Source organism: Acinetobacter amyesii (assembly GCF_002018365.1).
Classification (GTDB): domain Bacteria; phylum Pseudomonadota; class Gammaproteobacteria; order Pseudomonadales; family Moraxellaceae; genus Acinetobacter; species Acinetobacter amyesii.
Window position 1 is genome coordinate 24,417 of the sequence record NZ_MVKX01000004.1, and the last position, 15,466, is coordinate 39,882.

The 15,466-nt window shown below is 41.5% G+C and carries 16 protein-coding genes and 2 tRNA genes; 8 read left to right on the forward strand and 10 right to left on the reverse strand.

Annotated features, from left to right (window positions below; genetic code table 11):
* Positions 1–5 precede the first annotated feature (5 nt).
* The 3 genes from B1202_RS07090 to B1202_RS07100 all read right to left on the reverse strand — a co-directional run bounded on the left by B1202_RS07090 (position 6) and on the right by B1202_RS07100 (position 2,185).
* A complete protein-coding gene (locus B1202_RS07090) occupies positions 6–296 on the reverse strand; it encodes a co-chaperone GroES (protein WP_078189876.1) in 291 nt (96 codons plus the stop codon).
* A 184-nt stretch (positions 297–480) separates the two neighbouring features.
* Positions 481–1,266, reverse strand: coding sequence for a metallophosphoesterase family protein (locus B1202_RS07095; protein ID WP_078189877.1), 786 nt, complete (start codon positions 1,264–1,266; stop codon positions 481–483).
* Positions 1,247–2,185: a diacylglycerol/lipid kinase family protein gene (locus B1202_RS07100; protein WP_078189878.1), complete on the reverse strand. Its 939-nt coding sequence runs from the start codon at positions 2,183–2,185 to the stop codon at positions 1,247–1,249. The genes B1202_RS07095 and B1202_RS07100 overlap by 20 nt, the downstream gene beginning before the upstream one ends.
* Positions 2,186–2,597: 412 nt before the next feature.
* Here B1202_RS07100 and B1202_RS07105 point away from each other — a divergent pair, with 412 nt between their 5' ends.
* Both B1202_RS07105 and B1202_RS07110 read left to right on the forward strand, forming a co-directional pair.
* The gene (locus B1202_RS07105) at positions 2,598–4,430 is read left to right on the forward strand and encodes a phosphoenolpyruvate carboxykinase (GTP) (RefSeq protein WP_078189879.1); all 1,833 of its coding nucleotides are present in this window, start codon (positions 2,598–2,600) and stop codon (positions 4,428–4,430) included.
* 126 nt (positions 4,431–4,556) lie between these two features.
* Positions 4,557–5,090, forward strand: coding sequence for a DUF6988 family protein (locus B1202_RS07110; RefSeq protein ID WP_078189880.1), 534 nt, complete (start codon positions 4,557–4,559; stop codon positions 5,088–5,090).
* Between the two features lie 2 nt (positions 5,091–5,092).
* Here the strand turns inward: B1202_RS07110 and glpD are convergent, their stop codons facing one another.
* Positions 5,093–6,610, reverse strand: a complete 1,518-nt coding sequence (gene glpD, locus B1202_RS07115) for a glycerol-3-phosphate dehydrogenase (protein ID WP_078189881.1) — start codon at positions 6,608–6,610, stop codon at positions 5,093–5,095.
* 324 nt (positions 6,611–6,934) lie between these two features.
* Between glpD and B1202_RS07125 the strand changes: the two genes are divergently transcribed.
* The 3 genes from B1202_RS07125 to B1202_RS07135 all read left to right on the forward strand — a co-directional run bounded on the left by B1202_RS07125 (position 6,935) and on the right by B1202_RS07135 (position 10,488).
* Complete coding sequence (locus B1202_RS07125) at positions 6,935–8,254, forward strand: MFS transporter (RefSeq protein ID WP_078189883.1); 1,320 nt, start codon at positions 6,935–6,937, stop codon at positions 8,252–8,254.
* 287 nt (positions 8,255–8,541) lie between these two features.
* A complete protein-coding gene (locus tag B1202_RS07130; RefSeq protein ID WP_078190125.1) occupies positions 8,542–9,861 on the forward strand; it encodes an MFS transporter in 1,320 nt (439 codons plus the stop codon).
* A 198-nt stretch (positions 9,862–10,059) separates the two neighbouring features.
* Positions 10,060–10,488 carry a hypothetical protein gene (locus tag B1202_RS07135; protein WP_078190126.1) on the forward strand — a complete coding sequence of 143 codons (429 nt, stop codon included), beginning with the start codon at positions 10,060–10,062 and terminating at the stop codon, positions 10,486–10,488.
* Between the two features lie 68 nt (positions 10,489–10,556).
* Here the strand turns inward: B1202_RS07135 and B1202_RS07140 are convergent, their stop codons facing one another.
* Entirely contained in the window at positions 10,557–11,225 is a 669-nt protein-coding gene (locus B1202_RS07140) for a class I SAM-dependent methyltransferase (RefSeq protein ID WP_078189884.1), read from the reverse strand.
* 265 nt (positions 11,226–11,490) lie between these two features.
* Positions 11,491–12,339, reverse strand: coding sequence for a bifunctional methylenetetrahydrofolate dehydrogenase/methenyltetrahydrofolate cyclohydrolase FolD (folD, locus tag B1202_RS07145; RefSeq protein WP_078189885.1), 849 nt, complete (start codon positions 12,337–12,339; stop codon positions 11,491–11,493).
* Positions 12,340–12,491: 152 nt separating this feature from the next.
* Here folD and B1202_RS07150 point away from each other — a divergent pair.
* Positions 12,492–12,565, forward strand: a tRNA-Cys gene (locus B1202_RS07150).
* Between the two features lie 10 nt (positions 12,566–12,575).
* Positions 12,576–12,661: transfer RNA gene (locus B1202_RS07155), tRNA-Leu, on the forward strand.
* Positions 12,662–12,815: 154 nt separating this feature from the next.
* On the opposite strand, the gene B1202_RS07160 is transcribed toward B1202_RS07155, so the two are convergent.
* A complete protein-coding gene (locus tag B1202_RS07160; protein ID WP_078189886.1) occupies positions 12,816–13,808 on the reverse strand; it encodes an NAD(P)H-quinone oxidoreductase in 993 nt (330 codons plus the stop codon).
* Between the two features lie 131 nt (positions 13,809–13,939).
* On the opposite strand from B1202_RS07160, the gene B1202_RS07165 reads away from it, so the two are divergent.
* Entirely contained in the window at positions 13,940–14,290 is a 351-nt protein-coding gene (locus tag B1202_RS07165; protein ID WP_078189887.1) for a thioredoxin family protein, read from the forward strand.
* Positions 14,291–14,303: 13 nt separating this feature from the next.
* Here the strand turns inward: B1202_RS07165 and B1202_RS07170 are convergent, their stop codons facing one another.
* Genes B1202_RS07170 through B1202_RS07180 form a run of 3 tightly spaced genes read right to left on the reverse strand, consistent with a single transcriptional unit; the run spans position 14,304 to position 15,413 of the window.
* Positions 14,304–14,564, reverse strand: a complete 261-nt coding sequence (locus B1202_RS07170; RefSeq protein WP_078189888.1) for a DUF2798 domain-containing protein — start codon at positions 14,562–14,564, stop codon at positions 14,304–14,306.
* Between the two features lie 13 nt (positions 14,565–14,577).
* The gene (locus tag B1202_RS07175; protein ID WP_078189889.1) at positions 14,578–14,895 is read right to left on the reverse strand and encodes a DUF3861 domain-containing protein; all 318 of its coding nucleotides are present in this window, start codon (positions 14,893–14,895) and stop codon (positions 14,578–14,580) included.
* A complete protein-coding gene (locus tag B1202_RS07180) occupies positions 14,892–15,413 on the reverse strand; it encodes a PadR family transcriptional regulator (protein WP_078189890.1) in 522 nt (173 codons plus the stop codon). The genes B1202_RS07175 and B1202_RS07180 overlap by 4 nt, the downstream gene beginning before the upstream one ends.
* Positions 15,414–15,466 lie beyond the last annotated feature (53 nt).

Consider the following 15,466-nt stretch of genomic DNA (forward strand, 5'->3'; position numbering starts at 1 on the left):
TGAGATTAGCCTTCAAGTACAGCTAAAATGTCAGACTCTTTCATTACAAGAAGCTCTTCGCCGTCAACTTTTACTTTAGTACCTGCATAAGCACCGAAAAGTACATTGTCACCCACTTTAACGTCTAACGCACGAACACCGTTGTCAGTTACTTTGCCATTACCTACAGCAATGATTTCACCTTGAGCTGGTTGTTCAGCAGCAGAAGTACTCAAGATTAAACCGCCAGCAGTTTTAGTTTCTTTCTCAACACGGCGGATAACGACGTTGTCATGTAAAGGACGAATCTTGCTCATTTCTAACTCCATAGACATTTAAAATGTCATTGATAACGATGTGAAGATGACTTCTTATTTCCTAGGTCATCGACAAAATTTTGATATGACACTTTTGTGGGGATGGAATAAAACGCTTCAAGGGCAAATTCTAAATTTTTTCATCTTTTTGTATTTTTTTTCTTCAAAATTTAAATTTAAATGGTTAAAGCTCATCTAAAACATGAGTGCTGAGATTTTCCTCAAAAATTTTTAACTTTGAATGATAAAAATAATGTCGCACATTCATCTGCTCATCGATGACATTAAAACTGTTGGCAAGGTTCTCGTGTAGGCGATATGACGTCGCTGTGCCTGCATGAATATCCCAAACAGGATGATCAACACCTAAAGCATAAATTTGATTGAGGTCATAGCTGGCTGGAACATGTAAATGTCCATGCAATAAACCATTCAAACCGTGTTGACTCCATTGCTCGAGTGCCAAACGCCCTTGAACAGGACAATCTTTCACACCATGCGGGTCATTGGGCGGTGTATAAAAAGGTTGATGCGCTATGATTAATTTCACTTTATTGGGCGGCGCATGTTTAAGTAACTCGTCGACATGATGTATTTGCTCGAGCGATACATGCCCTCGCGTATGGTAACGACGACGAATACTATTGATCCCAATTAAGTAAAAATGTTCGGTTTCCAGTACATTTTCCATGGCACCAAAAAATAGTTGATAACGTGCAAAAGGGCTAAAAACACGGTTCCATAAATGATACAGCGGAATATCATGATTCCCCGGTACAACAATATAAGGCAGCTTTAAGCTTTCTAAAAATTGCTTACATGCATAAAACTGACGATAGCGCGCACGTTGGGTCAAGTCTCCACTGGCAACCACGGCCTCGATACGCTGTTCACGACAAAATTGCTGAATAGCGCGCATACATTCTGGCTTTTCAGTGCCAAAATGCAGATCAGATAGATGCAGTATCATGTGGCACCCGTATCTTTAAGGCTTGTTTTTGCACTCGAATTTTAAGCGGTGGTTTCATTTCTACAATCTCACCATCCACAGCAACGGTCATTTTCTTTCGTTGGGTATGTATCGTGACTTCATCAGCAGCAAAACTATATACATCTGGTGCATTGTCGATATTGCCACGGATTAACTGCCATAAAATTTTAAATAAAGTTTTCTTATCACTTTTTGCGACCACCACACCTGCAACTTTACCTGCCTCTGCGTCTTTAGCGATTTGCAAGTTTAAATCGGCCAATTGCAATTGGTTATTGCCAAAAAAGATCAAAGGCGTTTTGACTGGATAAATATGATGATCAACTTCGATTTCCAATTTTAACTCTTTGCGATCTCGAATCAGCACATCCAAACCTGAGGTATAAGCGTGTAATGGAAAACGACCAAACTTTTGATTATAAAACTCTCTTTTTTGTATAAATAAAGGATACAAGCCCAAACTGGCATTGTTTAAATAGATATGTTGATTGATTTGCGCCACATGTACCTGTCGATTATTGCCTGTCGCAATGACCTGTGCTGCTTGAATTAAATCGAGAGGAATATTGAGTACGCGCGCCACATAATTAAATGTGCCTAAAGGTAAGATCCCCATTGGAATATCGGTATGCATCAACCGATGAGCAACTGCATTTAAGGTTCCATCACCACCTGCAGCAACGACAACGCCCAAATTATCTGGGTCTTGGTGGCGTGCAAACACCTTGCTCATTAAAGTATCGAAACTGGCTTCCTGCCCAAGCTCAAAAGACTGTATTTCGAAATCATGATCGGATAATATCCGCACAAGTTCCTCATAGACTTCATCTTTGTTTGCAGCATGAAATCCTGATTTTTTATTATAAATAATAGATAAAGGCTTGGCTTGTTTAATCACTTTTTATACATCTTGGCCGCTTAGTTTTGTATTTTGTCGAATTTAACAGCAAATAATAGCGCCTTTATGTAAAAATCGAATTACCACCATTTATTTAATCAATAATAATTCTCAAATATCAAATACATGCAACTTTTTGTTTTTATTAAAAATAAATATATAAAATATTGTCCATCACATTAATAAATAAAGTTAAAATTCGCCATAAAATATAGTAAGTTATTGTATTTTATTTATATTTAACTTAAATAGCATTAACTACCAAAAAAAATCTACCACTTCTTTAGTCTTATTTTTTTTATGATTTTATGCTTTAATACAGCCACTTTTTTTCATCTTTTATCTGCATGATGTATCCCATGATGCAGATTATACTTTGTACGGTTAGTACATTTTTGAGATAGGCCTCACCATGACCCAAGTGAACGCACCAGAATTCGTTCGTCACCCTAAGCTAATTGCTTGGGTGGAAGAAATTGCCAAATTAACCAAACCAGCAAAAATCGAATGGTGTGACGGTAGCGCAGAAGAATATCAACGTTATATCGACTTGATGATCGCTAACGGCACTATGCAAGAACTTAACCAAGAAAAACACCCTGGTTCTTACCTTGCTAATTCTGATCCTTCTGACGTTGCTCGTGTTGAAGGTCGTACTTACATCTGTTCTGAAAAACAAGAAGATGCAGGCGCAACAAACAACTGGGAAGCTCCAGCTGAAATGCGTGCTCGTCTGAATGGTTTATTTGACGGTTCAATGAAAGGTCGTACTTTGTACGTTGTTCCTTTCTCTATGGGTCCTTTAGGTTCTCATATTGCTCACATTGGTATCGAACTTACTGATTCTCCTTACGTTGCTGTAAGCATGTCTAAAATGGCTCGTATGGGTAAAGCTGTTTATGACGTACTTGGTACTGACGGTGACTTCATTCCTTGCGTACACACTGTTGGTGCTCCGCTTGAAGAAGGTCAAAAAGACGTTGCTTGGCCTTGCAACCCTGAAAAATACATCGTTCATTACCCAGAAACTCGTGAAATCTGGTCTTACGGTTCTGGTTACGGCGGTAACGCATTGTTGGGTAAAAAATGCCTAGCTTTACGTATTGCATCTTCTATGGGTCGTCAACAAGGTTGGTTAGCTGAACACATGCTCATCCTTGGCGTGACTAACCCACAAGGCGAAAAACACTACATCGCAGCTGCATTCCCTTCTGCTTGTGGTAAAACAAACTTCGCGATGTTGATTCCACCAGCGGGTTACGAAGGTTGGAAAATTGAAACTGTAGGTGACGATATTGCTTGGATCAAACCAGGTGAAGACGGCCGTCTATACGCAATCAACCCTGAAGCTGGTTTCTTCGGTGTAGCACCTGGTACAAATACCAAGACTAACCCGAACTGTATGGCAACTCTTCACAAAGACGTGATCTATACAAACGTTGCTGTAACTGACAACGGTGAAGTATGGTGGGAAGGTCTTTCTAAAGAAGCACCTGCTAACCTAACTAACTGGAAAGGTCAGCCACACGTTGCTGGTGAAAAAGCTGCGCATCCAAATGCTCGTTTCACTGTTTCAGCTGGTCAATGTCCTTCTATTGATGCTGACTGGGAAAATCCAGCAGGTGTTCCAATTTCTGCGTTCATCTTCGGTGGTCGTCGTGCAGACACAGTGCCTCTAATTTCAGAAGCATTTGACTGGGTTGACGGTGTTTACAAAGCTGCAACTATGGGCTCTGAAACAACTGCTGCTGCTGTTGGTCAACAAGGTATCGTTCGTCGTGACCCATTCGCAATGCTTCCATTTGCGGGTTACAACATGGCTGACTACTTCTCTCACTGGTTAGAGCTTGGTGAACAAGTTGCTGCTAAAGCTGAAGCTGCTGGCAACAAACTTCCTGGTATCTACAACGTGAACTGGTTCCGTCGTGATGCTGAAGGCAACTTCGTATGGCCTGGTTTCGGTCAAAACATGCGTGTTCTTGAGTGGATCATTGACCGTTGTGAAGGTCGTGCAACTGCTGTTGAAACTCCAATTGGCCGCGTACCGACTTACGAACAATTGAACTGGACTGGTTCAGACTTCACTAAAGAACAATTTGATCTTGTAACTTCACAAGACAAAGAACAGTGGATCAAAGAACTTGAAAGCCACACTGAATTGTTCAACAAACTTGGTGATCGTTTACCTAAAGCACTTAAAGCACGTCAAGACGAGCTTTTAGAAGCTGTAAAAAAATCTGCTTAATCCGCCTTTAATTTCCCTCTTTTAAAAGAGGGATTAAGGAAGATTTAAAAGACCGCCTTGCGCGGTCTTTTTTATGCCAATAAAATCAACTATATTGCTTCCATCCCATAAACAATGACAAAAGTAATGCAATTAGAACAAGCATTTAAAGAAGCAAATATAGAAGCTTCCCATTTAGCATTAAGAACAATCCACACAGACCTTCGATCTCGGGTAGCAGGTACACTTTTTACGATTGCACAGCAGCACCAATATTCGATTTTTTTACTTTTACAAAACTCACCAGCACTCCATGCCTCTGCATTCACACTCTTACGGCCGCTTTGTGAAGCTGTTATTAAAGGCTTATGGGTTAAACTAGCTGCTACAGATATCCAAATAGATAAAATCCTTAAGGGTAAATTTATAAAAAACACTGATCAAATGGTTAAGCTGATTTCAGCCAAGTATCAATCATCAAAAGCTGAAATTAACCCGCTATTATGGGAAGTCATAAACTCTTATACACATTCAGGACATATACAACTTCAAAACTGGATCTATTCAGAATCTGTAGAACCACATTATTCTGATGAAGCAATTGCTGAGTTAATAAAGCTAACGAGATTAGCTTCAAATCTAGCTTTTCATGCTACTCATACCATATCAACAGAGCATTAAAATCAAGCCACATCTTGAGCTTTTTGCTTTATTCGTATTGCCATTAAGTATTCATCCAAAACATCAACTTCAGCTGCACTGAATTGCAAATATAACTTTGTCCGTCTTTGCAAAATATCTTCAGAACTCCTCGCCCACTCCTGCTCAACCAAATAATCCACTTCTTGAGCATACAAGCCATGTCCAAAGTTTTGACCCAATTCATCAATCGAAGTTAAATGATTCAGCAAAATCCAGACACGTGTTCCATAAGCATGTGCCCAACGACTGGCTAGGCTGCTCGAAACACCTCGCACTTTTTGTTGGATTTCCATCATTAACTGCTCTACCGATTCTAAATTTTCCGCACCGGGCAATGTTGCATCAGCATTCCACGGTTTGGATCGATGATGAAAAACCGTTTTAAGCTGATCTAATGCCGCTTCTGCTAGTTTTCGGTAAGTGGTAAGTTTGCCACCAAAGATTGAAAGTAATGCAGCCCCTTCTACATCGGTCAGTGCTAATGTGTAATCTCGCGTGACTGCAGCTGGATTATCTGACTCATCATCACACAGCGGACGCACACCTGAATAAGTTGTAATGATGTCCGTTTGCGTCAATTGAGTTTTAAAGTGATCATTTGACACATCAAGCAAGTAATCGATTTCTTCTTGGCTTATCTTTACTCGATTTGGGTCTGCGTTATATTCACGATCTGTCGTGCCGATCAAGGTATATTGTTCTAAATAAGGGATCGCAAAGACAATGCGGTGATCATCATTTTGCATAATAAAAGCTTTATCACCGTCAAAGAGCTTTGGAACAATGATATGGCTACCTTGTATCAGCCGTATACCATAAGGTGACTCTTGCTTTAAACCCTGTTTTATAAAGTCAGCAACCCAAGGACCTGCCGCATTCACCAATACTTTAGCCTGCACATTTTGCAAACCCTTGGCATTTTTTAAACATACCTGCCAAATACCCCCCTTACTATATGCATTTAAACATTCTGTTCGAGTCAGAATCTGTGCACCATGTTCTCGTGCTTGTATTGCATTGAGTACAACCAAACGTGCGTCATCCACTGCACAATCCGAATACTCGAACCCTCGGGTAAATCTGGGTGCTAAAGGACTATTTTCTAAGTCAAATTCAATTCCATTCGAACCTGCAAGCTGTTCTCGCTTACCCAAATAATCATAAAAGAATAATCCAGTACGAATCAGCCAAGCCGGACGTAAGTGCGGTTCATGTGGCATGATAAAACGCATTGGTCGAATAATATGAGGGGCTTTTTTAAGCAGAACTTCGCGTTCTGCCAGTGCTTCACGTACCAAACGAAATTCTTTATGTTCTAAATAGCGAAGACCACCATGAATTAACTTGCTACTTGCAGATGAAGTATGGCTCGCGAGATCGTCTTTTTCACAGAGCAAAACACTTAAACCCCGCCCCGCTGCATCACAGGCAATACCAACACCATTAATTCCACCACCAATGACCACCATGTCATATATTGATTGTTGTTGTGTATTCATCGCTCCCTCCCGCTATGTCTTTTTATTCAACAATGCTTCGTTTTCTTTGCTTTATTATTTTTCTCATTGATCAAGATTTTTTGATCAAGATATCTGTACGCTGAGTTTTTGTATCCTTCATTAAATGAGAAGTTATATTTTAAATGTACGTTTAAAAACCTGCTGGCTCAAGCATGAAATCAAACATTTTGAAGTCCAAACCCTTATTCAAAGCAAAATTCATGACAAGCCGTTGATTTGTACACTTTTTCAACAAAACCTCTTTTTTAGTTTACATTTCATGCTTTTCGATACGCATAAGATATTTTCACACAATAAAAAAAGATGGATTTTCAAATGACGGAAGAAATTGTTACTCAATCAAATTTAGATACAAAGACCCGAGTAAAATCCATTCTCGGAGGTTCAGCAGGTAATCTTGTTGAATGGTACGATTGGTATGTCTATGCGGCATTCACCCTCTATTTCGCCCATGCTTTTTTCCCTCAGGGCAGCCAGACTGCACAGCTTCTCCAAGCCGCGGCCATCTTTGCAGTGGGATTCCTCATGCGGCCGATTGGTGCATGGATTATGGGGATCTATTCAGACAAAAAAGGTCGAAAGTCAGGGTTAACCCTCTCCGTCACACTGATGTGTATCGGCTCATTGATGATTGCCATTTCTCCAACACATGACCAAATTGGCATTATGGCACCAATTATTCTCGTGGTAGCTCGACTGATTCAAGGCTTAAGTGTCGGCGGTGAATATGGCGCCAGTGCAACCTATCTCAGTGAAATGGCTGACCGCGACCGTCGTGGTTTTTTTTCAAGTTTTCAGTATGTGACACTAATTGCAGGTCAGTTAACAGCACTGTGCGTGTTACTAATTTTGCAATGGTTGCTGACCGAAGAACAATTGCATGATTGGGGTTGGCGTATTCCATTCTTTATCGGTGCGTGTTTAGCGGTGGTGGTTTTCCGTATTCGACGTGGCCTGCTAGAAACCCAATCCTTTAAAAATACACAAGAGCAAAAGGACCAGCCTGAATCAGGCTTATTTTCTCTCTTTAAGCATTATCCGAAAGAGGCCTTCACGGTGTTATTTTTAACAGCTGGAGGTACATTGGCTTTTTATACTTACACCACTTATTTGCAAAAATATCTGGTCAATACCTCTGGCTTTAGTAAACCTGAGGCCACACAAATCACCACCTTAGCGCTGTTTATTTTTATGTGCTTACAGCCACTTGCAGGCGGTCTATCCGACAAAATTGGTCGTAAACCTCTAATGATCGCCTTTGGGATCTTAGGGGTGCTGTTCACCTATGTTCTATTTAGTGCCTTAGGACAAACTCAAGATTATTGGACCGCATTTTGGCTCTGTCTAGCAGGTCTAGTGATTGTCACGGGATACACCTCGATCAATGCGGTTGTAAAAGCAGAAATGTTCCCTGCGCATATTCGCGCATTGGGTGTTGCGCTGCCTTATGCACTTGCAAATACCATCTTTGGTGGTACGGCAGAATTCTTCGCGCTGAGTTTTAAAGAAGCTGGTCACGAGTCATGGTTCTTCATCTATGTAACCATCATGATTTTTATTTCACTATTGGTATACGTCTTTATGAAAGACACCAAACACCATTCCAAAATTCAGGAGCATTGATCAGGGTCATTTGAAGATGACTTATTGATCAAGCTGATCAAAAACTGCATATTTTTCCCATCAAAGCCTCAATCGATGAGGCTTTGTTGTTTTCATTTAGTCGTGAAAAATGTATCTGCTCAAAAAAATCGCATTTTATAGACTAAAGTCGCATGATTTTCTGCGACAACAGGAGTATAAATTAAATAAATATAGTTCCATCTCCCATTTCGACAAAATATATTGATTTAAACTTTTCCCAAAGAGTTTAAATGGATATGTTTTGCATTCATTCCTTGGAGAATGATGTGTCAAACTCATCTGAGCCAGTTGTTCCTGAACAATTGGATAGAAAAACTCGTGTCAAATCTATCCTCGGCGGATCTGCCGGCAACCTCGTTGAATGGTACGACTGGTATGTCTACGCTGCCTTTACCCTTTACTTTGCACCGCAATTTTTCCCTGACGGTGACAATACTGTAAAACTCTTACAAGCGGCTGCAGTCTTTGCACTCGGTTTCTTAATGCGTCCAATCGGCGCATGGGTCATGGGTATTTATGCGGACCGTAAAGGTCGTAAAGCAGGTTTAACGCTGTCTGTATCGTTGATGTGTGTCGGCTCACTGATGATCGCATGTGCGCCAACCTATGATTCTGTAGGCATGCTCGCACCCGCAATTCTACTTTTAGCGCGTTTACTTCAAGGCTTAAGTGTTGGTGGTGAATATGGCTCAAGTGCGACCTATTTGACTGAAATGGCAGGTAAAAACCACCGTGGTTTCTTCTCAAGTTTCCAATATGTCACACTGATTTCAGGTCAGCTATTGGCACTTTGCGTTTTAATTATCTTACAACGCAATTTCTCAGAACAAGCTTTAACTGAATGGGGCTGGCGTGTTCCGTTCTTCATCGGTGCGTTACTTGCTATTGTGGTGTTCTGGATTCGTCGCGGTTTAGTTGAAACTCAATCCTCTAAAGAAGCTCAAGAACAGGCTAAAAATGGTGGTCCAAAATCAGGTGCTTTAGCGTTATTTACCAAATACCCTAAACAAGCCTTCACTGTGATCATGTTGACTGCCGGTGGTACTTTAGCGTTCAACACCTTTACCACTTATTTGCAAAAGTATTTGGTCAACACGTCTGGCTTTGAAAAAACCACAGCAACTGAAATTACCACTGCTGCAATTTTCATCTTCATGCTTTTACAACCTGCTGTCGGTGCGCTTTCAGACAAAATTGGTCGTAAGCCAATTATGATCGCCTTTGGTGTGCTTGGTGTGCTGTTTACCATTCCTATTTTCAATGGTATCGGTTCTACGACTAGCCCAACCACTGCATTTATGCTTTGCATGAGTGGTATGGTAATTGTAACTGGTTATACAGCGATTAATGCCGTAGTAAAAGCAGAGTTGTTCCCTGCGCACATTCGTGCCCTAGGTGTTGCACTGCCTTATGCCATTGCAAATACACTCTTTGGTGGTACAGCAGAACTTGTAGCTTTGAGCTTCAAAAATGCAGGCCATGAAAACTACTTCTTCTACTACATTACATTCATGATTGGTTTATCTTTAATTACCTATGTCTTCATGAAAGATACCAAAAAACATAGCATGATCACTGACGATTAATTCGCTCAGCCCTGCTATTCCACTTAAGCTCATCAAAGCCTATTTTGATGAGCTTTTTTTATCTCCATTTCCATCTATTCACCGTTTCGGCTGCATCAAAGAGTTAATCAAACTTCTTTGGCTTTCTTGATTTTCGCCATCGAGTCGAAAGACGGACTATGGCATACTGAGCATACAAATACACACGGCGAATGAATGATGAAAAATATTTACAAAGTTTTAAGTTTGGGTATTGTTACAATGTCGATGGCTGCTTGCCAAAGCACTCCACGTGCTTTTAATGGTCAAACGGGCTTTCAAATAGAGTCCAAATCTGCAGATAGCGCAACACTTGCATATACTCTAGCGGGTCGCCAAAACCAACAACTGGATGCCAATAAATTACAACGTGCTTGCCAAAAAGTATTAAATACGCAAAAGACCTATAAATTACAAATCTTAAGCGTGAACGAAATTGCAAATCCTGCTTTGGAAAATACCCAGTACGGCCGTCAAATTGGTAATACACGTGCGAACTTCGGACTGTCAAATACCCCAGACCTACGTAACTCTGAAAACTTAGGCGCACGTGATGCACTCGATGCTCGCCCAGCAACCTTACGTGTGGTTCGCTATACTTGTTCTTAATCAAATGTGCTGTTCAAAAGACAAAAAATAAGACGCTTAAAGCGTCTTATTTTTTATGGCTTCAATAATTATAGGGTTTTATAAAAACTCACATTACGAAACTCAGGTGATTCATCCAAATCAGGCCATGTTGTCGCGCTTCGTTCATCGAGTTTTTCATATTTAGGATGACTAAAGTTTTTCACACGACTGTCTGCCACCCACACTTCAGGAGCAAACTTTAAAAACTCATCCAAAAAGAAACGGTTGCATTGGTCATATAGCACATCGGCAGCCAATAAAATATCGACTTGTTCGGCTTTATACAGATCGTCCAAATATTCGAGTTCGACATTATTCAGCTCTGCATTGGCACGGCAGGCATCTAGGCTCACTTGGTCGATGTCACAGCAGATCACGCGTTTTGCCCCTGCCATTTTCGCTGCAATCGCCACCACACCTGAACCTGCGCCAAAGTCCAACACCACTTTATCTTTGACATGATGCGGCTCAGCCAATAACCACTGCGCCATAGCAAGCCCTGAAGCCCAACAAAAGATCCAATACGGCGTGTCATTCCATATACGGCGAATGACTTCATCATCCAATTTATCGGTTGGAAATACCGGTGGGATCAACCATAAAGAAATAGGCGTTTCAGGCAACTGTTGAGCATGTAATTCACAATGCGGAATGACCTCATGCAGTGCTTTAAGTAAATGTTCAGGGGCTTTGGGAAATTGGAAAGTACAGCTCATATTAAGCCTTGGGGATGATTTTATTTGAATTTATAAACGTATCAGATACGCGACATCGTCATCTGCTGCTGTGCGAGACAGACCTTAATCGAATGAACACTGTTTCTGCGACACCATTAATCAAAAGACTGATTATGTCGAGTTCAGCAGATGACAAATGGTTTTGGTTACTTTTGCCGAAACAAAAGTAACATACGAGCTTCTTACATTTATTAGTCACAACGATAAGACTCCGTTGTGACTTTAAGATCTTTTTATTAAAAGATTAACCCAACGCTTTTTCAGCAGCTTCAACAGTTTGACGAATCAACGTTGTAATGGTCATTGGACCTACACCACCCGGAACAGGTGTATACGCAGAAGCAATCTCTTCAATACCTACCAATTGAATATCACCCACACCGCCGCCATCACGTGGATGGAAGCCAGCATCAACAACCACTGCACCCGGTTTGATCCAATCTTTTTGAATCAATTCAGCTTTACCTACCGCACCCACAATAATGTCAGCTTGCTTAACAAAGTCAGCTAAGTTTTGAGTACGTGAGTGGCAAGTAGTCACTGTTGCATTCGCTTCAAGCAGCATTGCAGACATTGGTTTACCTAAAATTGCAGAACGACCCACAACAACCGCATGTTTACCTGCGATTTCAATGTTGTTTTCTTTTAGAATGGTCATGATACCTGCAGGAGTCGCAGAACCATACGCAGCTTCACCCATTGCCATACGGCCGAAACCTAAGCAGGTCACGCCGTCTACGTCTTTTTCAAGCGAGATTGCATCGAAACAAGCACGCTCATCAATTTGAGCAGGTACTGGGTGTTGTAACAAAATACCGTGAACATCTGGGTTTGCATTTAATTTTTCAATTTCAGCAAGTAATTGCTCAGTTGTGGTTTCTTTAGGAAGCTCAACTTTTAATGAATCCATACCAACACGGCGGCAAGCATTCCCTTTCATACGTACATAAGTTGCAGATGCACCATCGTCACCTACCAAAATAGTCGCAAGAATTGGGGTACGACCAGTTTTCTCTTTTAGCGCTTCTACGCGAGTCAACAAGTCAGCTTCAATTTTCTTCGCCAATGCACGACCATCTAAAACTAATGCCACGGCACTTCTCCAAGTGATGATATGAATCAATTTTGCACATAATACATGATTATTTTAAATTTTTTACCTTGTATGCTGCTTTTATGCTCATACAGATGAATCTGCTATTGTTTTTTTTTCAGAGCTTGCTAATATACGCATCAACAAGACATGGCGGGGTGGCAGAGTGGTCATGCAGCGGACTGCAACTCCGTGTACGCCGGTTCGATTCCGACCTCCGCCTCCAATCTTGTTAAGCCCGAGTGGTGAAATCGGTAGACACAGGGGATTTAAAATCCCCCGCCCACAAAGCGTGCCAGTTCGAGTCTGGCCTCGGGCACCATTCTTCTACTACTGAAGATGGTGTAATAAAGAACCCAGCGATAAGCTGGTTTTTTTATGCCTAAAATTTAGTAAGACAATAAAAAAGAGGGACATTGCCCTCCTTAATTATTTTAAAACACCCTACAAATACAGCGTGTTTTAAAAAGAAAACTTTAGATCACTTCCACCACAATCTTACCCACATGGTCGCCTGTATCCATAGCTGCATGTGCTTGTTGAATTTGATCGAACTTAAATGTTTTGTAGATCATTGGCAGGCATTCACCTTTAGACCATAACGGAACAACATTTTCCTGAATGCCTTTGGCAATCTCTGCTTTTTCTGCAGTATTACGCGCACGCATGGTTGAGCCTGTAATGGTCAAACGCTTCATCATGATTTGACCCAGTTTTACTTCTTTGGCTTTTGCACCACCTAAGAAGGCGATATAGACCAAACGACCATCACGACGTAATAGATTGAGGTTCTGAGCCAAATACGGTGCGCCAACGATATCTAAAATAACATCTACACCTTGCTCATTGGTCGCTTCATTAATCACTTGCTCAAAGTCTTGAGTCTTGTAGTTAATCGCATGTGTGATATCAGAGATCGCTGCCACTTTTTCATCTGAACCGACTGTTGCAAAGGTTTTCATGCCTAAGGCATTACACAGCATGATTGCCGTGGTTCCAATACCACTGGTTCCACCATGAATCAGCACCGTTTCACCTGCTTTGGCTTTGCCCATTTGGAATACATTCGCCCATACGGTAAAGAATGTTTCAGGAATCGCTGCTGCTTGAGTAAAGCTTACACCTTCAGGAATACGAATGGTTTGGCTTTCAGGCACCACGCAATATTCTGCATAACCGCCACCATTGGTCAGACCGCAGACTTTATCACCCACTTTAAACAAAGTGACATCTGCACCGACAGCAACCACTTCACCCGCCACTTCCAGACCCGGTACTGGCGTTACCCCTTTCGGCATTGGGTATAAACCTTGACGCTGTAAAATGTCTGGACGGTTGATGCCAAAGGCATGCACTTTAACCAACACTTCATCTGCTTTCGCTTCTGGGATGGCAACACTTTCATAGGCCAGTTTATCTACACCGCCTGGCTCAGTAATAATGACCTGCTGCATGCTTTGCTGTGACATTGTTTTTCCTTTTCAATTATTGACTATTCATCTATCTCTGCACTATTTGAACATAGAAATGCCGCAGAATGAATAAACATGGACTTATGTATAATCTGTACTGTATTTCGTAAATGAATAATAGGCCAAGCATGTCTCAGATCGTTGAATACAATGAAGATAACGCCAGTGACTATGAATGGTTTGATGGTTTTGCCGTGATTCGCTTCTATGCTGACTGGTGCGCGCCCTGTGTGCAGAACTTCCCTGTATTTGAGCAGTGTGCAAGCCAAATGTCCACGCAGCATACACGGCTCAAATTTGGCAAGGTGAATGTCGATTCCTCACCGATACTGACCTTGCGATATAACGTTTATGGACTGCCTTCAACCTTGCTGTTTTATCGCGGGCAGGTGATTCAACGTATTGCAGGTGTCAAATCACTGTCTGAATTAACCGCCATCATTCAAGATGCTATGCAGTCACACTCAACTCATGACTAAACGGATGTACCTTTTATTTGGATGCAGGCTCATTCGGCAGGCGTACAAACTTCATTAACGTATTACGCACCAATGGCAGCACAATCAAAATGAGCGGAAAGGCCATCATCCACGACATGCTCCATGCGCGCAGCCAAATGCCAAGAAAACCTTCAACTAAGCCTTTATTCATCAGCATGTTAAAGCAGGAAATTGAACCGCTCATAATGCCGGACAAGATTAGGGGCATCAGCCAAGTCATGTGTTTGGGATGAAATTTTGGGATTTGATTCATCTGTAAATACCTATTATTCGTCTTGGGCTGCGTTCTGGGCTTTTACGGTTTGTTTCAGTGTTTTCATAAACTGGCCGAAATGCGGCATGAAATCTTTAAATAAAGGATGGTCTTTATTTTCCAGCAAGGTTTCACCAAACAGTTTCAGACCCACGGCAAAGGCTTTGGTCTTTTCATCATCTAATAATTGCGCTTTGGTCAAATGCTCCAGCACCTTAAACAGGTCATCATGGTTGTAGGCATTAAACTGCAAAGCTTCTGTATAGGTCGATGGATTGCCCTGTGCATCGGCAATGTGTTTGAGCGTTATTTCATATTGATGCTGTTTCATTGTGTTACCTCCATACGGCTGATTTCGACGGCTGCCTGATCGATTTTTTCTGCAATGGCATACACCTGTTCAGGTGTCAGTTCACAGTGCTGAATTTTGATGCGCAGTGATGCTTTTAGGTTTTCCATCGCACGTTTGATGTCGACGTATTGCTCGTTGTTATGAATTTGTTTGCGGGTATCAAAACGGCACAGGATCTTCTCTACTGTGGCTTTTTCGGCATCCAGATGCGCTAAGCCTGACTGCGTAACGCTGTATTGTTTACGGTCTTCGGCATTCAGTTCCGCGTGTATGTATTGCTGTTCTTCAAGGTAATTCAGCGTTGGGTAAATTGTACCTGTGCTTGGACTGTAACCGCCGCCGACGATTGCGCCGACATCTTTGATAATGTCGTAGCTGAACTTAGGCGATTGGGAGATTAGATGCAGCACCAATAGTTTCATGTGCCCTGCTTCAAACAGGCGTTTGCGTGTTTTAGCAGGACTATCGTTAACAGCAAGAAGGTCAGAATTTGACATCGCAAAGATACACCTTAAGATTTATTAAGATATATCTTACACCAATACCAAAT